Origin of the sequence: Nonomuraea sp. NPDC049129 (assembly GCF_040648495.1) — a bacterium.
Lineage (GTDB): Bacteria > Actinomycetota > Actinomycetes > Streptosporangiales > Streptosporangiaceae > Nonomuraea.
Map to the genome: position 1 here is coordinate 111,634 of NZ_JBEZDU010000004.1, position 24,293 is coordinate 135,926.

Sequence of the window (24,293 nt, forward strand, 5' to 3'; positions counted from 1 at the left end):
TCACGGAATTCGTCACACTGTCGAGTTAGTGCAGGCAAGTTGATCACGAAGTCGAGAGGTTAGCCAACTCCTCGGAAGTTTCAACGGGTCCAACGCGATATTTTTTTGTTGATACTTTAATCATATTTTACATTACAGTGCATATATCTGAAAAATCATGCCAATCCGGGCATGTGATCATCAATAGTACTCTAAGTACATAGAGTCTATATCTCCACATATATTGCGTTTCATTGAAATATTTGGATATGCGTGGCATGGCGCTTCAGGTTTGATCTTCCCTCCGCTACGCTTCACGCTCGGCGTTCTCGATGTCGGATCGCCAGACGCTGCTTCCCCTGGTAGGAGACCCCCCGATGACCCGCACACTGCGCTGTCGCGCCCTTTTTCTCGGCGCCGCAGTCGCTCTCACCCTTACCGCCTGTGGTGGGAACAGCGACTCTCCTGGCGCGTCGGCCAACAGCAACGGCTTGGAGAAGACCACCATCAAGGTCGGTGCGCTACCGATTCCTGACGCTGTGTCGCTCTATATCGCCAACGCCAAGGGCTTTTTCAAGGAAGAGGGCCTGACGGTCCAGCCGGTCACCATCACTGGCGGAGCGGCGGCGATTCCGCAGGTCAAGAGCGGCGCACTGGACATCTCTCAAACCAACTACGCCTCGACCTTCCTGGCCGTCAGTAAGGGTGAGAAGCTCAAGCTGGTCGCGGACGCGTACCAGGCCGGTCCGAACACCTTCAACATCATGGTTCCGAAGGATTCACCGATCAAAACGGTCGCTGACCTCAAGGGAAAGACCGTCCTGGTCAACAATCTCCGGAACATCGCCACGCTGGCTGTGACTACGCAACTCAAGGTGGCGGGACTTACCGAGAACGACGTCAAGTTCGCCGAGAAGCCGTTCCCCGACATGGGCAACGCGATTACCAGCGGGCAGGCTGACGCCTGCTGGATCACCGAGCCGTTCATCACCGCCAACCAGAGCAAGCTGGGCTTCCGCAAGCTGGCCGACACCATGACGGGCGAGACCGAGGACCTGCCGATCGCGGGCTGGATGGCCACCGACGAGTGGGCGAAGAAGAACCCGAAGACGCTGGCCGCCTTCCAACGGGCGATCGGCAAGGCTCAGAGTCTCGCGTCGAGTAACCGCAAGGAGATCGAAGCGATACTGCCCACGTACACGAAGATCGACGCGAAGACCGCCTCGGTCATCACGCTGGGCACTTTTCCGAGCGAGCTGAGCGCCACCCGACTGCAGAAAGTGGCCGATCTCATGCTCGACTACAAGTACCTCACCAGTGCTTTCGACGTGAAGTCGATCATCGCGGCACCGTCGAGCGGATGACCCGTGCACAACTGCTCCGCGGCGTCATGGGCGCCGCGGGCTTTCTCGCCGTCGGCGAGCTGGTCATCCGGTTCGGGCTGAGCCGCGACCTGGTCTTCCCGCCGCCTTCGGCCATCCTGTACGAGGCGGTGCTCCTCCTGGCCGACCGAGACTTCCTGACGGGAGCGCTCACGACGCTCACGAACTGGGCGCTCGGCCTGCTGGTCGCGGTGGCGGTGGCCGTCCCGGCGGGCGTCCTGCTCGGCGCGCTGACCCCGATGGAGCGCGCCCTCCGGCCGCTGCTGGAGTTCCTGCGACCCATCCCCTCTGTCGCGATCATTCCGCTGGCGATCCTGCTGATCCCGGAGGACGAGCTGATGAAGGTCTCCGTCATCGTCTACGCGTCCGTCTGGCCGATACTGATCAACACGTTGTACGGCATGCACGACGTCGACCCGCTGGCCAAGGAGTCCCTGCGCAGCTTCGGATTCGGGAGGCTGGCCGTGCTCGGCAGGGTGAGCCTGCCCAGTGCCGCGCCCTTCGTCGCCACCGGCATCCGGATCGCCGCCGGGATCGCGCTGATCATCGCCGTCAGCGCCGAGCTGCTCGCCGGAGGCGTCGCGGGCCTGGGGGTCTTCGTGGTCCAGGCGGGAAGCGGGAACAGGACCGACCTCATCATGGCGGCCACGTTCTGGGCCGGCGCGTTCGGCCTGCTGGCCAACGTGGCGTTACAGGCGGCGGAGCGCCGCCTGTTCCGCTGGCGCCTGGTGCGGACGGGGGCGGTGTCGTGAAGTCGCTCGCCAGGTCCTGGGTGATCCTCGCCGTCATCGTCTTCTGGGAGCTCGTCGCGCGGCGGCTCGAGGACACGGACTTCCCGCCGCCCACCACGATCGTCTCCCGCATGTACGAGCTGTGGTTCTCCGGCCCGGCCGCCCGGCTGTTCCTCACAGACGACGCGTTGGCCAACATCCTGCCCAGCCTCGGACGCATGTTCTCCGGGTGGATCCTGGCCTCGCTCATCGGAGTGGTGCTGGGAGTGCTCCTGGGGCGCTCGCGGGTGGCGACCGACTACGTGAGCGTGCTGATCGAGTTCGGCCGCGCCATTCCGCCGCCGTTGCTGCTGCCGCTGTTCATCGTGTTGTTCCAGGCGGGCCTGCGGATACAGCTCGCCGTGATCGTGTCCGGTGTGATCTGGCCGGTGCTGCTCAACTCGATGGACGGGGCCAGGTCGGTGGACCGGACCTACACCGAGACCGCCACCGTCTTCGGGCTGTCGAGGGCGCAGCGCCTGGGCCGGATCGTCATCCCCGCCGCCTCACCCAAGATCTTCGCGGGCCTGCGGCTGAGCCTGTCGCTCGCGCTGATCCTCATGGTGATCTCTGAGGTGCTCGGCAGCACGGACGGCATCGGCTACCAGCTGCTGACGGCACAGCGCAGCTTCGACACACCCGCGGTGTGGGCGACGATCGCGCTGCTGGGGATGCTCGGCTTCATCGTGAACGCGCTTTTCGTGGTGGCGGAGCGCCGGGTGCTGGTATGGCACAGGCAGGCCACCCAGACGCCATGAACTCTCTTGGAACCCCTTGGAACCTTTTGGAAGGGACACATGCCACACTCTGACAGCCTCCTCTGGAGATCTGTTTCCGAAATTTCGCGATTCGCGGCTTTGTTGACCATGGCGGAGCTGGGCGTCGCCGACCATTTGGCGGACGGCCCGCTCGACACCGATGAACTGGCCAAGAGGTGCGGGGCGCACGCCCCCTCGCTCCGCCGGGTCCTGCGTGAGCTGGCGAGCATGGGGGTCGTCCACACAGTCGGCGCCGACGGCTACGGCCTGACCGACATGGGCACCACGCTCCGCTCCGACGTCCCCGGCTCGATCCGTTCCTCGATCCGCGCGCTGGGCGAGGAAGGCTTCTGGTACGCGATGGGCAAGCTGCCGGACACGGTGCGCCAGGGCAGCTCAGCATTCGTCGCGAAGTACGGGAAGTTGTACGAGCATCTGGCGAAAAATCCTGATGTGGGCCGCATATTCGACGACTACATGGCCACCAGGGCGATCACGTTCACGGACGGCCTGGTCAAGCGGTACGACTTCGCGGGCATCGAGACCATGGTGGACGTCGCCGGGGGCAGTGGCCACATTATGGCCACGGTCCTGCACGCCAATCCGGGCATGCGCGGCATCCTCTTCGATCTCGACCAGGTGGCGGCCCGGGCCAGGAACCTGCTGGCCACCGAGGGCCTGGCCGATCGGTACGAGGTCGTGGCCGGCGACTTCTTCGCCTCGGTTCCGGCGGGCGCGGACGCCTATCTACTGGCGAGCATCCTGCACAACTGGGACGACGGCGACGCCCTGCGGATTCTGCGCAATGTCCGCCGCGCGATGAACCCCGGCGGGCGGGTGCTGGTGCTGGAGGTGGCACTGCCCGACGACGAGGCGCCGCATCTGGGCAAGGATCTCGATCTGCGCATGCTGGCCATCTTCAACGGCGGCCTTGAGCGCAGCCGGGAGGAGTACGCGACACTGTTCGAGCAGGCCGACCTGGAGTTGGCGGAGGTCATCGAGCTGGGTGCGGGAGCGAGCCTCCTTGAGGCCAGGCCCGTCTGAGGCAGGCGTCCTGAGCGGATCCGCGGCCGTTCGCTACCCGATATGACCGATATGGCCATCGGAGGGTGACGCCGCGGGCGGTGACGCGTCGGGCGGTGACGCCGCAGACGGTGACGCCTCGGGCGGTGACGCCGCGGGCGGGCGAGCCGCCCGCGGCGCTACCGGATCACTGGACGGTGATCTTGTCCACTTCGACGGTGATCCCCTTGACCTGCGGGGTCGAGGTGGCCGTCGTCACGTTGCCGACGCCCGGGCTGACCCCCTTGATCTTCATCGAGTAGGTCAGGGCACCGCCGGGCGCGCCGGGTGTGCTCGTGACCACGAGGTCCTGGGTGGGCGGCCCGGAGATCTGGTCGCCCGCCGTACCCTCGTCGTTCTCCGCGCCCACGGTCAGTCCCGCGCCCGCGGGGGCGTCGCCCGGCAGGTTGGCCGGGTCGTAGGCGTAGCTGATGTCCTCCACGCCGTTGAGCCCGATCCACTGCTGGAACACCTTGAGGCTGCTCGTACCGAAGGTGTGGACCCGCCATTCCAGCACCAGCCAGCGGCTGACGCCGTCGGTCAGCGTCCCGGCGAAGACGCCGGGGGCGCCGGTGCCGTCGAGGTCGGTCCAGTAGGAGGCGAGCACGGCGTTCGGCCGCGCCGGGTCGGGCAGTGTCTGCGGGAGGAAGGCGATGTCGTCGGCGCCGTTGGTTCCGCCGGCGACGCTGTAGCCGTTGGAGACCACGCCGATCCTGGTGTAGGTCTTACCGGCGAAGGTAAAGGCGGGCACCGTGAAGTTCAGCGCCTGCTCGTCCCCGATCGGCGTCGGTGTGATGCCGAAGGCGTCCAGCGGAAGATATCCGGCAGGACCCGCACCCGGCGCGATGGTCGGCTTGTCGGGCTGGCGGCCGGGCAGTGTCGCCTTGGCCGTCGCGATCTGGGTCCCGATCTTGGTGGCCCCGGTCACGCTGTTCAGCCGCAGGCGTGCGTCGAGTGTGCTCAGCGCGGTCACCTCGGTGCTGGACAGGCTGTTGTTCTGCACGGTGACCGTGCAGGTGGACTCACCGGTGTTCCTCGGGATGGTGGCCGGCGCGCAGGTCTGGTCGACCGGCACGATGCCTTCCTGGCGGAAGAAGGCCACCGGCAGGTGCAGTGCCCGCGAGCCGCCGACCTGCTTGAGGTTCACCTGGCCGAAGTACTGCCCGTCGGGCAGGTCCGGCGCGGTGATGACCACCGTCAGCTTCGTGCTCTTGCCCGGTGCGACGGTGAAGCTGGCCGGCAGCACCGTGATGTTGGCGCCGCTGACGGTCGTGGCCGAGGCGGAGAACGTGAGCGACTTGCTGGTGGTGTTCGTGACCGTGCGCTTGGCGGTGATCAGGCCGGGCATGGTCGGCGCGTTCACCGAGGGCAGGTTGAGGTCGATCCTGTTGAGCGGGTCGGTGGCCGAGGCGATGAAGTTGGCCGCGCTCTCGTCCAGGGTCAGTCCGGGGTCACCGGCCTTGGTCAGGTCGATGCGCCCGCCGCCCATGTCGAACGGGTCCGCGGGGGTGACGCGGTCCTGCTTGGTGACCGCGGTCTTGGCCGTGGTCTCCAGAGCCGACTTCACCTGTCCCGGTGTCCAGGTCGGATGCAGGGCGAACACGAGCGCGGCCGAGCCGGTCACGTGCGGCGCCGACATGGACGTGCCCTGGATGACCTGGTACAGGTTGCCGGGCGGCCCTTCGAGCGGTGACTCGGGAGTCGGGGTCATGCCCGCCAGGATGTGCAGGCCGGGCCCGGTGACGTCGGGCTTGAGGAAGTCCCCGCCGGGACCGCGCGAGGAGAAGTAAGTCATCACGTCGCCCTGCCAGCTGGCCTTGACCCCCTGGGTGAACGACGCCGTCGCGCCCGGATGCGCGGACAGGAAGCTCATGAGTACGTCGGTCTCGGGCTTGTTGACGTGCACCGACGGGACCCAGTGGGCGTCGGTGAAGACGTCGAACGGGAAGGCGTTGTAGAGGATCATCCCCGCCGCGCCGCCCTGCTTGACGTTGAAGCTCTTCAGCACCCGGTTCGGGCCGCGCTCGCAGGCGACGATCTTCCCGGTGAAGATCCCGGCCGGCGCCGGGGTGTCACACAAGGAGTTGGAGTACGGCGGAGCGGACGCCAGCACCACCGGCAGCGGCGAGGCGAGCCCGGAGGTGACGGACGCGCCCTTGATCGTCGCCGTGGCGCCACCGCCGGACAGCGTGATCGTGGACTGGAACGTTCTGGTCTGCGTGGACGCGGCCACCGTGGTCACCCACGGGCTGCGGTGGTCGGTGGTGTTGGCGCCGGGCCCCGAGTTGCCCGCCGACGCCGAGACCAGCACGCCCGCCGCGTACGCGTCGAGGAAGGCCAGCTCGACCGGGTCGCTGTAGGGGTCGGAGCCACCGGAGATCGAGAAGTTGATGACCCGGACGCCGTCCAGAATGGCACGTGCCACCGCCTGCGCCGAGTCGGACGGGAAGCAGCCCTGCGCGCCGCACACCTTGTAGACCGAGACCTCGGCGGCGGGCGCGATGCCGTGGATCGGGCCGCGGCTGATCCCCATCGGGTTCGCGTCGGCCACCGGGCCGCCGGCCGACGTGGTGGCGGTGTGGGTGCCGTGCCCGTTGGAGTCACGGGCGCTGTCGGGGTAGACCTCGCCACCGAAGACCGCGTTGTAGGTCTCCAGGAACGGCTGCCCGCCGATCAGCTTGTTGTTGCAGGTGAAGGGATCGTTGGCCGGGGTCAGCGGGTTGTCGCCGAAGTCGCAGACCCGGGGCGTGCCGTCCTTGGTCGGACCGGGCGCGGGCAGGCCGGTCGGGGCGGCGAACTGGGGGTGCTCGGGCCAGGCGCCTGAGTCCAGCACGCCCACGATCACGCCCTTGCCCGCGGAGTTGCTGCCCCCGAGCTGGTTGTAGATGGTGTTGGCGCCGATGAACTCCGGGCTGGAGTCGGTGAGGAGCTGCTGGGGCTTGTCCTCCTGTACGGCGACGGCGCCGGGCAGCTTCAACACCTCGGCCGCCTTGTTGCCCGGGATCCGGAGCGCGATGCCGCCATAGACGGTCCTGACCCGCTGGCCCACCACGGCCCCTGGGACCTTGCCGGCCAGCTGGTCGAGGAACGCCTTCTCCACGCTCTCGATGTGCTGGCCGTACTTCTTGGCCTCGGCACTCCTGGTGTCGAGTGCCTTGCCGGTGACGGCGGGACTGGTGCCCGGCAGACCGGGCAGCCCGCCCCGATAGGCGGCGAGCGAGTCGTAGTCCAGCTTGACCATGATGTTGATCGGCGCCGGCGACGTGGTCCGTAACAGCGCCTGGTCACTCTTGGCGAGCTTGCCCGTCGGGGACTTGGCGCCCTCGACGAGCTGGGCGCCGGTGACGGGGGTGGCCTGCCACTTCCCGTTCGCGGGAGAGGGGGTGGGGGTGGCCCGCGCCGCTGCCGGGCTCATCACCGCCACCATGCTCAGGCCGATGACCACCGACGCGAGCCGCCGCGCACGGGATAAGCGGGGACTGGATAACACAAGTTCCTCCTCGTCGAGGCTGCATGGACTCACCACGCGCCAAGGAGGCGTCAGGTCACCCTGCGTCGAGGCACACCGGAGAGATCACTGAACCCTCCCCGGTGGGTGACAAGCCGTATGAGTCGCCCGGTGGGGCGGCTCGGTACCGACCGGAGTGTAACCAGCGATCACCCGGCCGAGAACCCCACTGAGTTGCCATAATCCGGCGGGCAATTTGGCTATTCGTACGGCTCGGCCGGCTGATCGATCTTCACTACGTCGGTAGCGGTCATGTCAGGGATTACGTAGCCGTTGGGGATCTTGCCTTTCCACGGGATCCATGAGCCGGTGACCTGTACCCAGGAGTTCTCCCTCGGAGCCGGTACGCCCCGGACCGCCACCTTCAAGGCGAGGGCGTCGGCGGCGCAGCAACTCATCTGCATCCTGGTGACGTACCAGAGATTCTTCTTCTTCGACGGCACCACGAAGCCGGTCAGCTTGACCTGCCGGCCCGCGAGCGACGTGCCGGCGGGGTCGTAGGCGCGCCCGATGAACTCGCCGAGCGCCAGCTGGGGCGCGCCGTCGGAGAGCTTACGAAAGGCCGCGGGGGCGGGCGGGCGCGGCGCGGGCGCGTCGTCCTCGCCGCCTGCCGCGAACGAGCCCAGCGCGGGAGGTGCGATCAGCACGATGGCGAACACCGGCACGGCCAGCAGCCACGCCACCCGTGACCCGTGGTCGTGACCGTGGTCGTGCCCATCACCCTGCCCGCGCCACTGCCTGACCAGGGACACCAGGGCGAGGATCGCCAGCACCACCCCGGCTCCGACGAGTAACGGCCGGAAACCCGGTTTGACGTAGTTGACGTACGTAGTGGAGAAGGCGGAGATGTTCAGCAGCGCCCCGCCGAGGATCAGCAGCATCAGACTCTGCGTCTGGCGTTTCACAGCAGCACCCATCCGGTGACGAAGCTGACGCCGATCGCCAGCGTCAGCGTGAGTGGCACGAAGCGCCAGGCGAAGGGCCGCCCGAACGTACCCGCCTGCAACGCGATCAGTTTCAGGTCGACCATCGGCCCCACCACCAGGAAGGCGAGCTTGGCCGTGGGCGAGAAGGCGGTCAGGGAGGCGGCCACGAACGCGTCGGCCTCCGAGCAGATCGACAACAGCACCGCCAGCAGCGCCAGCACCAGCACGGACAGCACTGGAATCCCGGCCACGGAGGTGAGCCACGAGCGGGGGACCACCACGTTGAGCGTCGCCGCCGTCAGCCCGCCGACGACCAGGAACCCGCCGGTATGCAGCAGGTCGTGGCACATCGCGTCCACGAACGCGCCCCACTTGCCATGCCCCGGCGCCGCGGTACGGCGGGGCACCGGCAGCCACTCGGTGCGCCCGAACCGCGCCCAGATCCAGCCGGCCAGCACGGCCACGGCCAGCGAGGCGCCGAACCGCGCGACCACCATCGCCGGGTCGCCGGGAAAGGCCACCGCCGTGGCCACCAGCACAACCGGGTTGATCGCCGGCGAGGCGAGCAGGAACGCCAGCGCCGCGGCGGGCGCCACACCACGCGCCATCAGCCCCGAGGCCACCGGCACCGAGGCGCATTCGCACCCGGGCAGCACCGCGCCCGCCACCCCGGCCACCGGCACCGCCGCGTAGGTCTGACGCGGCAGGGCCCTGGTCCAGAACGAGGCGGGCACGAACGCGGTGATGGCCGCCGACAACGCCACCCCGAACACCAGGAACGGCAGCGCCTGCACACACACTGCCACGAAGATGGTGGCCCATGTCTGCAGCACAGGAGCCGTGAGGTAGGGCGCCAGCAGGAACCGGCCCGCCACCAGCAGCGCGACCAGGCCGACGAACGACCACGGCAGCCACGACTCATGGGCGGGTCTGCGCCCCCACGAGTCCGGTGGGAGATGATCTTCCGCCTCGGGCCAATCCAGCGGGGTTCTCTGTGTCATCGTCCTCCCTGCCCAGCGCTCGGTTCTGATGACACGCGAGCAGCAGATTAGCGGGTTCCGCGGTGTCCTTGCCGCAGGCCGAAACCAAGGGTGCCCGGTTGTCACTGTCCCGGGGAGCCCTCCTTCGCCCAAGGCGCTCAGGCTTCGGACGTTCGGGGGACGGTGGGGGCCGTCGTGGCCGGCCGTGGTGCGGGCGTGGCGGTGACGTCCCAGTCGGTGTCGGACAGCCTGAGCGTGCGTACGCCCAGCCGGCCGAACACCACCGCGATCGCGCCGAGCGCGGCGAGCTCCACCGCGGCCGGCGGGTCATCGGGTAACACGTTGTGTACGATCACGACGGCGGTGATCAGCGCCGGGGCCCACCAGCCGATCAGCCCGGCTCGCCAGGCCGCCCAGGTCAGCAGCGCTATGCCGATGCCGAAGCTGGTCAGCAGGACGAAGAAGGTCACGAGCGCCGGGTCGGCGTTGAGCCTGTCCTCGAAGGCCCGCATCTGCGCCGGATCGCCGCCGGCCAGTGACCGCATGACGAGGTACACCGTGGCGAGTCCCATGTGTCCCAGCGCGCCGAGCAGGGTGCACAGTCCTCCCAGGTGGGCGAGCAGTGAGCCGCGGTCGCGAGCCTGGTGGACGATGCCGCCGATCGCGGGCACGGTGAGCACCGCCGATGCCAGCAGTGTCAGCGCCGAGGCGGTCATCAGTCCCGGTCGGCCGACCGCGGCGCCGTAGAAACCGGTTCCGCCGGTCGGGTCGAGTGGGTCTTGGGCTACCAGCAGCGTGCCGAGCCCGATCAGGCTGAGCCCCGCCGCGATGCGGCGGAGACGCCGGGCGTCGGAGAAAGCGGACATGATGTCCCTCCCGTGGTCGCGACCGCCTCGATGGCGGCCGACGCCTCAATGTCCTGCCGGGACGCCACCGCGGTCGTCAGTAGTACGGCTCGATCCGGGTCCGCCCACGGGATGACGGCAGCACCTGAAAACGTCGTCCCCCAGGCTGACTCGCCGCAGCTCCCCGCAGGCTTATCGTCAACCCATGGTCAGGCTTACCGCATCGCCGCACCGGCGCGACGTGCTCCTGGCGCTGGGCATCGCCGGCCTCGCCCAGGCGGAGGTGTGGTCCGGCGCCGTCGTGGGCGGCTCCCGGCCGGCGGTGGCCGCCACCGTGCTGGTGACGGGCCTGGCACTGGCATGGAGCAGACGGGCCCCGACGGTGGTGCTGGTGATCGTGTTCGGCGGCCAGATCGTTCAGGCCTCGCTCGGCGTGGACTCCAACAGCGGCTTCTCGACGCTGTTCGCCCTGGTCATCGCGGTCTTCTCGGCGGCCTTCCACGCGCGGCACCTCATGGCGGTCCTGCCCGTGTCACTGGGCCTGGCCGCGGTGGCGGTGCTGATCGAGAAGGGACCCTCGCCCGCCGACCTGCTCTACGCGGGTGTGTTCGTGACCGGTGTGTGGCTGGCCGGTCACGCGGTGAGCATCAGACAAATCCGCGCCGAGCTGTCCGAACAGCGGGCCGCGCAGATCAAGCGCGAAGCCGACTGGCAGGCGGCGGCCGCGGTCAACCAGGAGCGCGCCCGGATCGCCCGCGAGCTACACGACGTGGTGGCCAACAGCATGGCGGCGATGGCGCTGCACGTCGGCGGGATCCGCCGGCTCCTGCGGCCCGAACAGCAGGCCGAGCGGGAGGCGCTCCTGGTGGCCGAGCAGACCGGGCGTCAAGCGCTGACCGAGATGCACCGGCTCCTCGCCCTGCTCCGCGAACCGGACGCACCCGTGTCGCACACCTCCCTGCCACGGCTGGCCGACGCCGGTGACCTGCTCGAACCGCTCCGGGCGGGCGGCCTGAGGGCCGAGCTGCGGGTTGAGGGCACTCCCTTACCGCTGCCGCCCAGCATCGACCTGTCGGCGTACCGGATCTTGCAGGAGGCAATCACCAACGTGGGCAAGCATGCCGACGCCACCCGGATCGACTGCGTGATCCACTACGGCGACAAGACGCTACGCCTCGATGTCCTCGACGACGGCAGGCCACCGCAGGCGGACGGTGGGTCACCACGGACTGACGGCAGGTCAGCACGGACGGACGGCAGGTCACCACCAGCCGACGGGCCGACGCCTTGGAGCGGCCACGGACTTGTCGGGATGCGCGAACGGGTCGCGCTCTACGACGGGACACTGGAGGCCGGTCCGCAGCCGGGCTGCGGCTACCGTGTCACCGCCGTCCTCCGGCTGACCGGTCAGTCCGGGCAGTCCAGGCAGTCCGGGCAGGGCTCATGACGATCCGCGTGCTTCTGGCCGACGACCAGCAGATGATCCGCGCCGGGCTGCGCCTGATCATCTCGGCGGAGCCCGACATCCAGGTGGTGGGCGAGGCCGGTGACGGGCTCGGCGCGGTGACCGCAGCACGCAGGCTCCGCCCGGACGTGACACTCATGGACATCCGCATGCCCAGGCTGGACGGCATCCAAGCCACCCAACGCCTCTTCGCCGACACCCCGCCGCCGACCCGCGTCATCGTCCTGACCACGTTCGACATCGACTCGTACGTCTACGAGGCGCTTCGGGCGGGGGCGAGTGGCTTCCTGCTCAAGAACGCGCCCCCGGAAGACCTCGTCCACGCCATCCGCGTCGTCGCCTCCGGCGCGGGGTTGCTCGACCCGGCCGTCACCCGGCGGGTGATCGAGGAGTTCGCCCGCACCCCCGCACCACTCCCGCCGCCACCGCAGGTCGCCAGCTTGACCGCACGCGAGCTCGAGGTCCTGCACCTGGTCGCGCGCGGCCTGTCCAACGCGGAGATCGGGGCCCGTCTGTACGTCAGCGAAGCCACCGTCAAGACCCACGTCGCCCGGATGCTCACCAAACTCGCCCTCCGCGACCGCGTCCAGGCCGTCGTGTACGCCTACGAACACGGCCTCATCCGCGCCGGCAACTGACCCACGACGCTCCTGTCCGAGCACGACAGCGCTGCCCGGCGACACCCCCACCACCACTCACCTCGTCGCATGTCCACGACCTCATCGTGCGCACCACGCCACCAACAGGCATATAAGCGACAAATTTGTGTTTTGTGTTATCTCAGTGGTGATGTTCCCGTCTCCTGGTCGGAGCATCGGAGTTCCGGATCGGGGTGATGGATGTACGCGCGCTCGACGTACGAGGTCGAAACGGTGCTGGCGGCCGGGGCGGGCGACCACGGAGCGGTCGACGAGCTGGTGAGGAGCCATCTGCAGCTCGTGTACAACATCGCCGGCCGCGCCATGAACGGCCACCCGGACGTGGACGACGTCGTGCAGGAGACCATGGCCAGGGTCGTGACCGGGTTGTCCGGACTGCGCGATCCCAGGAGCTTCCGATCCTGGCTGGTCGCCATCGCCCTGAACCAGGTGCGGGAGTGGCGGCGGGCCGCCGCCGCCACCACCAACACCGCCGCCCTCGACGAGGCGCTGGGCATGGCGGACGCCAGTGCCGACTTCGCCGGTCTCACCGTCACCCGGCTCGGCCTTTCCGGGCAGCGCAAGGAGACGGTGGAGGCCAGTCGCTGGCTCGACGCCGACGACCGTGAGGTGCTCACGCTGTGGTGGCTGGAGGCCGCGAACGAGATCACCCGGGCGGAGCTGGCAGCCGGCCTGGACCTGAAGGAGAGACACGCGGCCGTCCGCGTGCAGCGGGTCAAGCGGCGGCTGGAGTCGGCCCGCGCGGTGGTGCGGGCCCTCTCGGCCCGTCCCCCCTGCGCCGGGCTGGCGTACGTGGCCGATGGCTGGACGGGCACGCCGTCACCCCTGTGGCGCAAGCGGCTGTCGCGGCATGTACGCGAGTGCCGGATCTGCGCGGATCGTCTGTCAGACCTGGTTCCGGCCGACCGGCTGCTGGCGGGGCTGGGCCTGGTGGCCGTCCCGGCGGGGTTCGCGGTGGGCCTGCTGGAGATGGCGCGGACGGCAGCCGTACCAGTGCTGAAGGGCGGCCTGGTGGCGAAGGGGAAGGTGGCGGCCGGCGCGGTGGGTTCCTCGCTGGCGGCCAAGCCCGTCGCGATCGCGGCGGTCGGCACCGCGCTGATCGCCGGTGGTGCGGTGATCGTCCAGAACCTCCAGCCCGAGCCGCCGCCCCGGCAGGCCGCGCCGGTGATCGCGACCTCCGTCTCCGCCTCCTCCCCGCGCCCCTTGCGGAAGTCGAAGCCGACACCGAAGCCGACGCCGAAGCCGACGCCGACGCGGAGCCGTCCGGCGGGCCTGTACGGGCGCACCGTCGACACGGTGGACCAGGCGCCGCCCAAGGCTCGGCGTCCCGCCCCGCTGCCCCGGCGCGCCGCGGGCACGCTGGCCATCGGCGGGAAACACGGCTACTCGAGGTATGGCGGCGCCCCCCAGATAACGCACCGGGGCGACTACATCACCATCACCGGCAAGGGCTACTTCGAGGTCCGCTGGGGCATCCTCTACCGCAGCCGGCTCGGCGACTTCCGGGCCGCCACCTGGACCGGGCTGAAGGGCAAACTGTTCCACGTCGCGTCTGGCGGTGGGCGGCGGATGGACGACGAGCAGGCGCCGGGCGTCACCTGGATGGGCGCTCCCGAGACCGGCTTCGTCCGGCTGCCTCCCGGTCAGCAGCAGATGTGGCAGAACGAGTTCTACTACCTGGACGGCCGGGTCACCATCCACAACAACGAGAGCGGCACGGACATCGACCTCAACGTGGCGCCCCGGACCTGGAGCGAGGTCTGGCGGGACATCTCCACCGGGCTCGACCCCGCCAGGGGAATCGTCCGTTACGGCCTGACTCGCGACACCGGTGACGACCGTGCCCCCGTCCCGCAGTACGTCACCAGGGCGCGGCCCGCCGACCCCGCGACGGTGCCCCAGCGCAGTCGGGTCTCATCCTGAAATTTCTGTTATCAGCGGCAGGCGGCTCCGTCTCCTGTGACAAGAGTGACCCCTGGGAAAGGACTTCCATGACCACGCAGCCCTCCCGCCGGAGCCTGCTGAAGGCGGCCGTGACCGTGGGCGCGGGCGCCGCCGTACTCCCCGCCCTGCCCGCCGGCGCCTCGGCCGCGGCGCTCAGGCACCCCGGCATGCTGCACACGCAGCCGGATTTCGACCGGATGCGGGCCCAGGTGAACGCCGGAGCCCAGCCGTGGAAGGCGGGCTGGGACAAGCTGGTGGCCAACAGCCGCTCCAAGAGCACCTGGAAGGCTCGCCCGGTGGAGACGGTCGTCAGAGGCGGTACGGGGGCGAACCACGTGCAGCTCGCCATCGACGTGGCCGCCGCCTACCAGAACGCGCTGCGCTGGAAGATCAGCGGCGACAAGGCCCACGGCGACGCCGCCCGCGACATCCTCAACGCCTGGTCGGCCGCGCTGAAGGCGGTGACGGGCAACGCCGACCGTTTCCTCGCGGCGGGCATCCAGGGCTGGCAACTGGCCAACGTCGGCGAGATCATGCGCGGCTACCCGGGTTTCGACCTCGACCGCTTCAAGAAGATGATGCTCACCGTCTTCTACCCGCTGAACGACCGGTTCCTGCGGGGGCACAACGACGCCTGCATCACCAACTACTGGGCCAACTGGGACCTGTGCGCCATGGCCTCCATCCTGGCCATCGGCATTCTCTGCGACGACCAGGCCAAGGTCGACCAGGCCGTGGAGTACTTCAAGCACGGCAAGGGCAACGGCGCCATCATGAACGCGGTGCCGTTCCTCCACCCCGGCGGCCTCGGCCAGTGGCAGGAGAGCGGCCGCGACCAGGGCCATGCCAGCCTGGGCATCGGGCTGATGGGCGTGCTGTGCGAGATGGCCTGGAACCAGGGCATCGACCTGTACGGCTACGCCGACGACCGGTTCATGAAGGGCGCCCAGTATGTCGCCAAATACAACCTCGGCGAGAGCGTGCCGTTCACCACGTACAAGTGGGGGACCGGACAGAACTGCGCACCCCGTGAGCAGACGGAGGTCAGCGCGGCGGGGCGCGGCATGAACGACCCGGTCTGGGCGGTGCTCTACAACCACTACGGGGTCCGCCGGGGCCTGCCGGTGCCCCACATCGAGGCGTACGGCAAGCGGCTCGCCCCTGAAGGGGGAGGCGGGGACTACGGCGGCAGCAAGTATGACAACCTCGGCTTCGGCACGCTGACCTTCACCAGGGCCACGGCCGCGGGCGGGGGCGGGCTGCTGCCGACGGGCGTCTCGCGGGCCTTCCAGTCGGTCAATCGCCCGAAGGCGTACATCCAGGCCGCAGGTGCCGTGGGCCGCATCGGGGCGACCGCGCTCGCGCTGCGCATCGTGCCCGGCCTGTCCGACGCCAAGGGATACTCCTTCGTCGACTCCGAGGGCCGATACCTGCGGCACAAGAACTTCCTAATCCGGTTCGACTCCAACGACGGCACCGCGCTGTTCAAACGCGACGCGACCTTCCACGCTCGCCAGGGCACGGTGGACGGCTCGGTGCGGCTGGAGTCGGCCAACTACCCTGGTCGGTTCGTCCGCCACCGCGATGATGCCCTCCGCCTGGACAAGGCAGAGGACACGACGCTGTTCCGCGGCGACAGCTCCTTCAAGCCGACCGCCTGACCTGGCGACGGCTCCTTCAGCCCGACCACCTGACCCGAGTGCCCGGGCGGCGGTGTGACCGCGCCGCCCGGGCACCTTTCGTCAGATCTCGCAGTTGAGCTCGGTGTCGCCTCTGTCGGAGTCGCACGTGTCGGTGCCGCCGTCGGCGCTGATGGTGTCGTTGCCGCCGATCCCGTCGACGGTGTTGATGACGTCGTCGCCGTTGCCGCCCCGGATCTCGTTGGCCGCGGCGTTGCCGGTGATCCGGTCGGCGCCCGCGCCGCCGAACACCCGCTCCACGTCGCCGCCGACGTTGTCGCCCTCGCCGGCCGTGCCGTCGTTGGCCACCCCGTCCAGGGTGATGGTCTGGGCGGCGCCCCGGTTGTTGTACGCCGCCAGGTCCGATCCGGGACCGCCGGAGAAGCTGTCCCGGCCATCGATGCTGTCGGCCTGGTAGATGTCGTCACCGCCGTTGCCGAACGCGGTGTCGTCGCCCAGGCCGCCGGAGAGGGTGTCGCCCGCGCTGCCGCCCCTGAGGGTGTCCCGGCCGGCCTCGCCGAACTGCTGCGTGGTCACCGCGGAGTTGTTGGTGATGGTGTCGTCCAGGTCGCCGGCGAAGATCCGGATGACGATGACGCCCTGGCACCGTACCTGGTTGGCCGTGACCTGTGCGCAGGCGCCGCCGTCGGCGCGGACCACGTCGCCGGTGTCGGAGACCAGTACGTTGCCGGAGGCGTCGGTGGAGACGGTGATGTTGTTCACCTTGCCCTGGGCCGCCACCACTTGGAGGTTGTTACCGAAGAGGGCCGCCAACGTGTCCGCGCGGGACGGTAAGGCGAAGACCGCTTGAACACCGGCCATGGTCGCGGCCAACGCCAGGATGGACAGAATCTTTCTCATGTGTGGTGCACACCTCTCTGAAGGGGATGTGCCGCAATTAGAGGGTATGCGCACGGTCCCGGGACAGGTAAAAGGGCGCATATTCTTTATGGCGCGGACAATTATGCATATTGCCTGGTGGCGGGGCCGCGCGGTCGATATTCGTCCCGACAATGGAACCGAGTGGAACGGAATGGAACGCCGTAGCCGGGAGGCGTTCGCCGTCGAATATCGCGCCGATTCCCATGCAAGATCATGTACATCTGAGTCATACTCTGCTGCATATGGGGCGACGGAGGGCGGCGGATACGTGAGGCGGCTGCGCGGCTGGTGGCTCTTGGTGATCGCGGCGACGGCCAGCGCGGTCGTCTCCCTCCTGGCTTCGTCCATGCCCGCGCTGGTCGGCTCCGTGCTGGTGGGGGCGGTCAGCGGCGGGGCCGCGGTCCTCACCGTACGAGCCGAGCGCGCGATCGACCGGAACGCGGCCACGCAGCCGCAGCTCTACACCGGCGAACGCCGAAAGCCGCTCCAGGTGCGCGACATCGAAGACCCGCTCAGCCTCGGGGTCCACCTGGCGCCCCCGCTGACCGGGCCCGACGGCACGATCGACCGATGCCCGCCGTACACCCGCCGCGACCGGAGCGACGACCTGGAGCGGGCGCTGGCCGTGAGCAGGTTCGTCCTGGTCGTGGGCGAGTCGACGGCCGGCAAGACCAGAGCCGCCTACGAGGCGATGCGCGCGTGCCTGCCGGACCACACGTTCATCCGCCCGGTGGGCAAGCCGGACCTGCCGCAGGCCCTGGACCTGGCGCGGCGCCGGAGCAAGAGCGTCGTCTGGCTGGACGACCTGGACCTGTACCTGGGCGTGGACGGCCTGACGGCGGAGATGATCAGCCCACTGATCGCCGCCCCGGACCGTCATTGCGTGGTCCTGGCCACGATGAGGTCGCACGAGCGGGCTCGCTACAGCCCTCGGGCGAGCTCGGGTCTGAGCGACAGCGACCGGCAGGCGCACCGGTTGGCGGGAGCCGTGCTGAAGCAGGCGCTGGAGATCCGGATCGAGCGCCTGTGGTCGCCGGACGAGCGGCGGGCGGCGGCCGACGTCGACGATCATCGGATCCGCCAGGCGCTCGAGCATGGCGACCAGTACGGCGTGAGCCAGTATCTGGCCGCCGGCCCGCAGCTGTTCCAGGAATGGCTGGACGCTCAGGGCTCCTGGCCGGAGGGCCGGCCGCGCGGCGCCGCGCTGGTGAGCGCGGCGGTCGATGTACGGCGGGCGGGGGTGCAGCGGCCGGTGCCGCTGTCGTTGCTGCGCGAGTTACACGAGGGCTACCTGCGGCCCGGTGTTCGCCCGGAATCGTGGGAGCAGGCACTGGACTGGGCGACCCAACCGCTGCACTCGACCAGCAGCCTGCTCGTTCCGGCCGAGGACGAGCAGTATGTGGCGTTCGACTATCTGGCCGACGCTCTGGACGAGGCCCAGGGCCTGCCCGAGGTGCCGGGACAGACCTGGGAGGCGGTCGTCTCCTTCGTCACCGCGAGTGATGTCGTGGAGGTCGGCTGGTCGGCATATTTCCGGAACCGTACGGATATCGCCGAGCGTGCCCTTCACCAGGCGTTCGACGCGGGGCTTCTCGAGGCGGCGCTGGACTTCGCCCACATGATGAGTTCGGCCGGCCGCGATGAGGACGTGGTGAGCTGGCTGGAACGAGCCCTGGCCAGGGCGGCCGAGAGCGGCGCCCCGCCGGAGGAGGTGATCGCCCTCCGAGACCGGGTGGCCTGGTGGATCGGGGCGCGCTTTCACCAGAGCGGAGATCCCGCCCGGGCGCTCGACCTGGCGCGGGCGGCCGCGGAAGAGAGCGAACGCCTCCTGGGCGCGGAGCACGCGCAGACGTTGGCGTGCCGCCTGACGCTGGCCCGCCAGATCGGCGCGGTGGGCCGCACGGAAGAGGCGCTCGCGCTGGCGGAGGAGCTGGTCGAGGTCGGTACGCGGGTGCACGGGGCGGACAGCGGCATCGTGCACGGTGGGCGCTTCGAGATCGCGATCTGGACCCGGTGGGGCGGGAATCCCCGCCGGGCGGTCGAGCTCTGGCGGGAGCTCGCCGCCGACAAGGTCGCGATCGGTGACAGCGAGATCGCCGACAGCCTGGACAACATCGAGGCCGCCCTCGAGGAGATCGGCGACCCGCGGCTTGACGCGGATGCCGTCGCCTGGCTCGACGAACTGGGTGAACGTGTGCTCCAGGAGGGGGCGCTGGACGGCTGGGGCGCCATGACGCTGTTCACCAACCTGGCCTGGTGGGTGGGCGGCCGGATGGACGGGGCGGGAGATCACGAGCGGGCCAGAGAGATCGCCGAATGGGCCCTGGAGGTGGGCCGGAGCGTGTTCGGCGCCGGTGACGCGCATGTCCTCGCAGGGGAGGTCATCCTCGCGCACCAGCTCGGCAGGCTCGGCGACCCCGAAGCCGCGGTGCGGCGCGGCGCGCGAGCGGCCGAGGACGCGGCCCGGATCTATGGCGAGACCCATCTCCTCACCGGCTTCGCGCGATCCGTGCTGAGCCGGTGGAGCCCGCAGGACTCAGCGGGATGAGATGACGCGGGATGAGGCGACGATGTCCGAGAGCCAGGCTTTCTCCGGTTCGAGCATGGATTCCGTGGAGAAGCCGGTCTCCGCCTCCACCTCGGCGATGTCGGCGCGCACCTGTGCCGCCTCGCTGTCGGCCAGGTGGTCGAAGATGGTCAGGGACCGCCGCCAGGTCTCGACGGCCAGCACCGGGCAGCCGGTCGCCGCCAGGGCCTGGCCGAGGATGTGCAGGGTGCGGGCCTCGGTGTTGCAGTCGCCGATCTCACGGCTGCGGTCGAGCGAGCGGAAGCACCAGCGGATCGTCTCCTCGTGGTCGCCCAGCGCGGCGTACGTGATGCACATGTCGGTCAGCGCGATGCCCTCGCCCCAGAGATTGTCGATCGCGCGGAAGGCGGCGAGCGCGGACAGATGGTGCTGGAGTGCTGTACGCGGCTGGCCGAGAGCGAGCAGCGCCCGGCCGAGCCCGGCCGAGGCGATGGCCTGACCCCAGTGATAGCCGAGGTCGGTGAAGATGGCCAGCGCCTCCCGGTGGCACACGACGGCCGCCTCCGCCGCGTCCAGGTCCCGGTGCACCAGGCCGAGCGTGTTCAGCGCGTTGCCCTGGCCCCAGCGGTCGCCGAGATCACGCTGGAGCGCCAGCGCGATCTCGGCGTGCGGGAGCGCGTCCTTGAACTGCCGGCGGTCCCAGTGAGCCAGCGCGAGGCTGGTGCGGATCGTGGCTTCGGCGTGCGCGTCGCCCAGCAGCAGCGCGGCCTCCAGGCCGATCTCGTTGCTGGAGATCCAGGAGTCCCAGTGCTTGCGCAGGTTGAAGAAGCTCCACAGCGCGCACGGCAGCTGCCATGCCACGCCGTACTGGCCGAGCGTGAAGGCCCGCCGTACGGCGGCCATGAGGTTGGCGTGCTCGGTCTGGAGCCAGCACAGCGCGGCGTCGTAGCCGGAGAAGGTGTACGGCTCGCACGACGGCTCCAGCGGCGGGAGCGGCAGGCCCTGATGCTGGGGGTTGAGCACCTGGTCGGCCTGGTCGACGGTGTGGAGGTACCACGACAGCAGGCGCTTGACCGCGGCCAGCCGGTCGGCGTCGGACTCCTCCGCCTCGACCCGTTCGCCGGCGTAGACGCGCATCAGGTCGTGCATGCGATACCGCTCGACGCCGCCCGTCTCCAGCAGGCACCGGTCGGTCAGGATCTCGGCCAGCCGCCGTGCCTCGGCGGGCGGGACCCCGATCAGCGCCGCGGCGGCGCCGACCCCGAACTCCGTCCCGCTGTGCAGCCCGAGCAGCCGGAACGCCCGCGCGGCCCGCGGATCGAGCGCCTGGTACGACCACGAGAACACCGCCCGCAGGCTCATCTGCGGATCGTCGTCCACGTCGAGCAGGTCGAGGCGGGACCGCTCGTCGCGCAACTGGGCGACCAGGTCCGCCAGCCGCGCGCCGGACCGCCGGGTCACGTGCTCGGCGCTGATCGCCAGCGCCAGCGGAAGGTGGGCGCACAGCCGGGCCAGCTCGGCCGCGGCCTCGGCCTCGGCGGACACGCGCCCGGCGCCGAGGATCTTGCCCAGGAGCGTGTACGACTCCGCCTCAGGCAGCCTGCTGAGGAAGACGTGCCGCGCGTCATCGTGTACGGCCAGCCCGGCCAGGCGGGTGCGGCTGGTCACCAGCACCAGGCAGTCAGACCCGGGGAGCAGAGGTCGTACCTGGGCGGTGTTGCGGGCATTGTCCAGCAGCACCAGCACCCGCCGACCGGCCAGCGTGCTGCGCAGCAGCGCGGAGCGGGCCTCGACCGCCGTGGGGATCTGGTCGGCGGGTACGTTCAGGGACCGCAGCATCATCTCCAGGGCGGTGGCGGGCGCCATCGGCTCGCCGGGGCCGAACCCGCGCAGGTCGATGTGCAGTTGCCCGTCGGGGAAGCGCTCCCGCACCTGGTGGGCCCAGTGCACGGCCAGCGCGGTCTTTCCGACCCCGCCCGCGCCACCGATCGCCGCGATGACGATGGGCCGATGCTCCCCTTCTTCCGGAAGTAAGTCGTACAGCTTCGCCAGGTCCGTGTGGCGGCCGGTGAACCGGGCGAGATCGGACGGCAGCTGGCGCGGCACCGGGGCCGGGGGATAGGTCTCGAGCTCGGCGGGCGCCTCCGGCGTCGTCAAGGGAATGCCGTTCAACACGGCCTGCTGGAGACGTCGCAGCTCACTGCCGGGATCGATGCCGAGCTCCTCGCGCAGCAGGGCGGCGACGTGGCGGTAGACCTCGAGCGCCTCGGCCCGGCGCTCGGCGAGATGGAGGGCCAGCACCAGTTGTTCCCAGAGCCGCTCGCGCAGCGGGTGCTCGGCGGTGGCGGCCTTGAGGTCCGCGATGATCTCCTCGTGGCGGCCGGTCCGCAGCCCGAGGTCGAACCAGCGCTCCAGCAGCCGCATCCGCTCCTCTCCCAGCCGGGGCACCTCGTCGCGGTGCAGCGACTCCGACACCACGTCGACCAGCACCGGGCCCCGCCACAACCCGAGCGCCTCACGCAGCAGACCGGACTCTCCCGCCTGGTCGCCCGCCCCGGCCGCCAGCGTCGCCTGTCCGGCCAGCTCGCGGAACCGCTCGACATCGAGGGTGTCGGCGTCGGCCCGCAGGATGTATCCCGCCCCCATGGTCTCGATCAGCGGCCGCCCGTCGGCGCCGTCGTCCAGTGCCCGGCGCAGCCTGGTCATCTGGGTGTGCAGGGCCGCGCGCGCCTGCTTGGGCACATCGTCGCCCCACACGTACTCGATGAGTTTGTCGGGCGGTACGTGGTGGTTGGCGTTCACCAGCAATGTCGCCAGCGCGATGCGCTGCTTGGCCGCCGAGAGCCGTACCGGCCGGCCGCCGCGTGTTATCTCCAGTGGTCCCAGCACACTGAACCGGATCCCCGTACCCGTTTCCATCCGTGGACCTTTCCGCGATCTCCCGTCGGTGTGCGCGCCATCCCCAATGACACGATCACCTGTTCGCACTCTCCACCATGCAGCAAGGAAGGACGGTTTCCGCGTGTCCCGGAATACATCCTGTCCGGAGTTCTACTTCGTAGCCATCCTTAATACGGCCGCCCCGCGCTGGGGCGACAGGTTGCCGAAAGGATGACGTCAGCCTTTTGACAGGGCAGCTGTTTACCGTGATGACGACAAGGGGTCAGGAATTTCACGTAGAGCAGGGGGAGAAACATGCAGAAAAGACATCTCGGGGTGGCTGCGGTGTCGGCCATTCTACTCGCCGGCGCCGTTGTGTCCGCGCCGAGCGCGTCGGCGGCGCCCGCGTCCGTGACGGCACGTCCGGCGGGGGCGGCGTCTGTGTCCGCGATGGCACGTCCGGCGGGCGACGCAGCGGTGGCAGCGGCGGCGGCGGCGCGTCCGGCGGTGGCTGCGGCCGATCCCATCGACTGCAGTGGATGGTGGCACTTCACGGGCAACGACCCGAAGTCCGCCCGTATGGTCCGCTGGGGCGGCACCAACGGACGCCCGCAGTTCAACCTCATGTACGGCAAGATCCAGGGCATCCAGCACGGTTGGGCCCAGCTGTCCGGCGCCAAGCAGGGCGACTGGGTCACCCTTGACGTGACCAGCGACGGGGGCCGTACCTGGGGCTACTGCGGTCCGTTCGAGGCCCGTTGGGACGGGGACATCGTGACCACTCCCGCCGCGCGCACCTCGAGCGATCCGAACCTGCAGTTCCGCGCCTGCGGGGCACCGAGGGGCGTGCCCGGCAGCCGGGCCATCTGCACCGCCCCCTGGTGACAGGGACCGCGTCCTGGCCACCGCATCGCACCCATCGGCCAGGACGCGGCTCTCGGCGGCTGAGCCGGTGCGGCCCTCGGTGGCCGCACCGCAGGGGCCCGGCGATGGCCCTGGATAGGGACACCGCACGCGGTCCTCGGTGAGCAAGACCTGAGTCTGACTGGGGCGGTCAGATTTGGGTCTTGCTCGCCGGAAGACCTCCGATCTACGCTCCACATTACTCGTTAGTTAACTTTCCTAATAAAACGAGTAGGAGCACCCCCCCGATGCACCGATCCATCCGGCTCGTCGCGCTGGCCGCGCTCGCCGCCGCCCTCTTACCCGTCACCCCCGCCCAAACCGCCGCCGTCCAGGCCGCCCCCGCCCAGGCCGCCCCCACCACCCGAGCCGTCGCCCCCACCCGATACGAGGCGGAGAGCGCCACGATCTCGCAGGGTGTGGTCGAGTCCAACCATGCCGGATTCAGCGGGACAGGATTCGTCAACTACGACAACCTGACCGGCAGCTACGTCGAGACCACGATCAACGCCCCGAGCGCGGGCACCGCCTCGATCACGCTGCGTTTCGCCAACGGCACCACGGTCAACCGCCCGATGGCCATCGCGGTCAACGGCACCACGGTCAACCGGGACTTCCCGAGCACCGGTGACTGGACGACCTGGCAGGACGTCACGATCACGGCGCCGGTCAACGCGGGCGCCAACACCGTCAGGGCCACGGCGACGACCGCCAACGGCGGGCCCAACCTCGACTACATCGACGCCGACGTGGCCGCGCCGTCGAACGACTACCAGGCGGAGAACGCCACGATCTCGCAGGGCGTGGTCGAGTCGAACCACGCCGGCTACACCGGCACGGGCTTCGTCAACCTCGACAACGTCGTCGGCTCGTACGTCGAGTTCACCGTGAACGCGGCCACCGCCGGCAACGCCACGCTGGCCCTGCGCTTCGCCAACGGCACCACGGTCAACCGCCCGATGGCCATCGCGGTCAACGGCACGACCGTGAACCGGGACTTTCCCGGCACCGGCGCCTGGACGACCTGGCAGGAGGTCAGGGTCGCGGCCGCGTTGAGCGCGGGCGCCAACACCGTCCGCGCCACGTCCACCACCGCGAACGGCGGGCCGAACCTCGACCGGCTGAGCACCTCAGTCATCGGACC

Annotated in this window: 16 protein-coding genes and 1 pseudogene; 11 read left to right on the top strand and 6 right to left on the bottom strand. The window is 69.5% G+C overall.

Annotation, left to right across the window (positions count from 1 at the left end; translation table 11 throughout):
* Positions 1 to 356: 356 nt before the first annotated feature.
* From AB0B64_RS13405 to AB0B64_RS13420, 4 genes are all read left to right on the top strand, one after another.
* Positions 357 to 1,343: an ABC transporter substrate-binding protein gene (locus AB0B64_RS13405; RefSeq protein ID WP_357941783.1), complete on the top strand. Its 987-nt coding sequence runs from the start codon at positions 357 to 359 to the stop codon at positions 1,341 to 1,343.
* Positions 1,340 to 2,113 carry an ABC transporter permease subunit gene (locus tag AB0B64_RS13410; protein ID WP_358177126.1) on the top strand — a complete coding sequence of 258 codons (774 nt, stop codon included), beginning with the start codon at positions 1,340 to 1,342 and terminating at the stop codon, positions 2,111 to 2,113. Before AB0B64_RS13405 ends, AB0B64_RS13410 begins: the two co-directional genes overlap by 4 nt.
* A complete protein-coding gene (locus AB0B64_RS13415) occupies positions 2,110 to 2,889 on the top strand; it encodes an ABC transporter permease (protein WP_358177129.1) in 780 nt (259 codons plus the stop codon). Before AB0B64_RS13410 ends, AB0B64_RS13415 begins: the two co-directional genes overlap by 4 nt.
* 108 nt (positions 2,890 to 2,997) lie before the next feature.
* Positions 2,998 to 3,933 (top strand): methyltransferase, encoded by a 936-nt coding sequence (locus tag AB0B64_RS13420; RefSeq protein WP_358177132.1) that lies wholly within the window; start codon positions 2,998 to 3,000, stop codon positions 3,931 to 3,933.
* A gap of 166 nt (positions 3,934 to 4,099) precedes the next feature.
* Here the strand turns inward: AB0B64_RS13420 and AB0B64_RS13425 are convergent, their stop codons facing one another.
* From AB0B64_RS13425 to AB0B64_RS13440, 4 genes are all read right to left on the bottom strand, one after another.
* Positions 4,100 to 7,441, bottom strand: coding sequence for a S8 family serine peptidase (locus AB0B64_RS13425; RefSeq protein WP_358177135.1), 3,342 nt, complete (start codon positions 7,439 to 7,441; stop codon positions 4,100 to 4,102).
* A 218-nt stretch (positions 7,442 to 7,659) separates the two neighbouring features.
* A complete protein-coding gene (locus AB0B64_RS13430) occupies positions 7,660 to 8,364 on the bottom strand; it encodes a TIGR03943 family protein (RefSeq protein ID WP_357941793.1) in 705 nt (234 codons plus the stop codon).
* Positions 8,361 to 9,386 carry a permease gene (locus AB0B64_RS13435; RefSeq protein WP_357941795.1) on the bottom strand — a complete coding sequence of 342 codons (1,026 nt, stop codon included), beginning with the start codon at positions 9,384 to 9,386 and terminating at the stop codon, positions 8,361 to 8,363. The genes AB0B64_RS13430 and AB0B64_RS13435 overlap by 4 nt, the downstream gene beginning before the upstream one ends.
* A 137-nt stretch (positions 9,387 to 9,523) precedes the next feature.
* Entirely contained in the window at positions 9,524 to 10,231 is a 708-nt protein-coding gene (locus AB0B64_RS13440) for a hypothetical protein (protein WP_357941797.1), read from the bottom strand.
* A gap of 184 nt (positions 10,232 to 10,415) precedes the next feature.
* On the opposite strand from AB0B64_RS13440, the gene AB0B64_RS13445 reads away from it, so the two are divergent.
* The 4 genes from AB0B64_RS13445 to AB0B64_RS13460 all read left to right on the top strand — a co-directional run bounded on the left by AB0B64_RS13445 (position 10,416) and on the right by AB0B64_RS13460 (position 15,939).
* Entirely contained in the window at positions 10,416 to 11,657 is a 1,242-nt protein-coding gene (locus tag AB0B64_RS13445) for a histidine kinase (protein WP_357941799.1), read from the top strand.
* Positions 11,654 to 12,313: a response regulator transcription factor gene (locus AB0B64_RS13450; protein ID WP_357941801.1), complete on the top strand. Its 660-nt coding sequence runs from the start codon at positions 11,654 to 11,656 to the stop codon at positions 12,311 to 12,313. Before AB0B64_RS13445 ends, AB0B64_RS13450 begins: the two co-directional genes overlap by 4 nt.
* Before the next feature lie 201 nt (positions 12,314 to 12,514).
* The gene (locus AB0B64_RS13455; RefSeq protein ID WP_357941803.1) at positions 12,515 to 14,257 is read left to right on the top strand and encodes a sigma-70 family RNA polymerase sigma factor; all 1,743 of its coding nucleotides are present in this window, start codon (positions 12,515 to 12,517) and stop codon (positions 14,255 to 14,257) included.
* Between the two features lie 68 nt (positions 14,258 to 14,325).
* A complete protein-coding gene (locus AB0B64_RS13460) occupies positions 14,326 to 15,939 on the top strand; it encodes an AbfB domain-containing protein (protein ID WP_358177138.1) in 1,614 nt (537 codons plus the stop codon).
* Between the two features lie 81 nt (positions 15,940 to 16,020).
* Here the strand turns inward: AB0B64_RS13460 and AB0B64_RS13465 are convergent, their stop codons facing one another.
* A complete protein-coding gene (locus AB0B64_RS13465; RefSeq protein WP_358177140.1) occupies positions 16,021 to 16,818 on the bottom strand; it encodes a hypothetical protein in 798 nt (265 codons plus the stop codon).
* Between the two features lie 289 nt (positions 16,819 to 17,107).
* Here AB0B64_RS13465 and AB0B64_RS13470 point away from each other — a divergent pair, with 289 nt between their 5' ends.
* Positions 17,108 to 19,387 carry a hypothetical protein gene (locus AB0B64_RS13470; protein WP_358177143.1) on the top strand — a complete coding sequence of 760 codons (2,280 nt, stop codon included), beginning with the start codon at positions 17,108 to 17,110 and terminating at the stop codon, positions 19,385 to 19,387.
* On the opposite strand, the gene AB0B64_RS13475 is transcribed toward AB0B64_RS13470, so the two are convergent.
* Complete coding sequence (locus tag AB0B64_RS13475; RefSeq protein ID WP_358177146.1) at positions 19,376 to 22,285, bottom strand: BTAD domain-containing putative transcriptional regulator; 2,910 nt, start codon at positions 22,283 to 22,285, stop codon at positions 19,376 to 19,378. The genes AB0B64_RS13470 and AB0B64_RS13475 overlap by 12 nt on opposite strands.
* Positions 22,286 to 22,591: 306 nt before the next feature.
* Between AB0B64_RS13475 and AB0B64_RS13480 the strand changes: the two genes are divergently transcribed.
* Both AB0B64_RS13480 and AB0B64_RS13485 read left to right on the top strand, forming a co-directional pair.
* The gene (locus tag AB0B64_RS13480; RefSeq protein WP_358177148.1) at positions 22,592 to 23,131 is read left to right on the top strand and encodes a hypothetical protein; all 540 of its coding nucleotides are present in this window, start codon (positions 22,592 to 22,594) and stop codon (positions 23,129 to 23,131) included.
* A gap of 266 nt (positions 23,132 to 23,397) precedes the next feature.
* Positions 23,398 to 24,249: pseudogene (locus AB0B64_RS13485) on the top strand (CBM35 domain-containing protein); the annotation flags it as partial.
* Between the last annotated feature and the right edge of the window lie 44 nt (positions 24,250 to 24,293).

Excerpts from the sequence above, each read along its gene's own strand:
- AB0B64_RS13450 (WP_357941801.1), top strand. The coding sequence starts at position 11,654 with ATGACGATCCGCGTGCTTCTGGCCGACGACCAGCAGATGATCCGCGCC.
- AB0B64_RS13435 (WP_357941795.1), bottom strand. The coding sequence starts at position 9,386 with ATGACACAGAGAACCCCGCTGGATTGGCCCGAGGCGGAAGATCATCTC.
- AB0B64_RS13460 (WP_358177138.1), top strand. The coding sequence starts at position 14,326 with ATGACCACGCAGCCCTCCCGCCGGAGCCTGCTGAAGGCGGCCGTGACC.
- AB0B64_RS13455 (WP_357941803.1), top strand. The coding sequence starts at position 12,515 with ATGTACGCGCGCTCGACGTACGAGGTCGAAACGGTGCTGGCGGCCGGG.
- AB0B64_RS13410 (WP_358177126.1), top strand. The coding sequence starts at position 1,340 with ATGACCCGTGCACAACTGCTCCGCGGCGTCATGGGCGCCGCGGGCTTT.
- AB0B64_RS13420 (WP_358177132.1), top strand. The coding sequence starts at position 2,998 with ATGGCGGAGCTGGGCGTCGCCGACCATTTGGCGGACGGCCCGCTCGAC.
- AB0B64_RS13405 (WP_357941783.1), top strand. The coding sequence starts at position 357 with ATGACCCGCACACTGCGCTGTCGCGCCCTTTTTCTCGGCGCCGCAGTC.
- AB0B64_RS13445 (WP_357941799.1), top strand. The coding sequence starts at position 10,416 with ATGGTCAGGCTTACCGCATCGCCGCACCGGCGCGACGTGCTCCTGGCG.
- AB0B64_RS13475 (WP_358177146.1), bottom strand. The coding sequence starts at position 22,285 with ATGGAAACGGGTACGGGGATCCGGTTCAGTGTGCTGGGACCACTGGAG.
- AB0B64_RS13440 (WP_357941797.1), bottom strand. The coding sequence starts at position 10,231 with ATGTCCGCTTTCTCCGACGCCCGGCGTCTCCGCCGCATCGCGGCGGGG.
- AB0B64_RS13465 (WP_358177140.1), bottom strand. The coding sequence starts at position 16,818 with ATGAGAAAGATTCTGTCCATCCTGGCGTTGGCCGCGACCATGGCCGGT.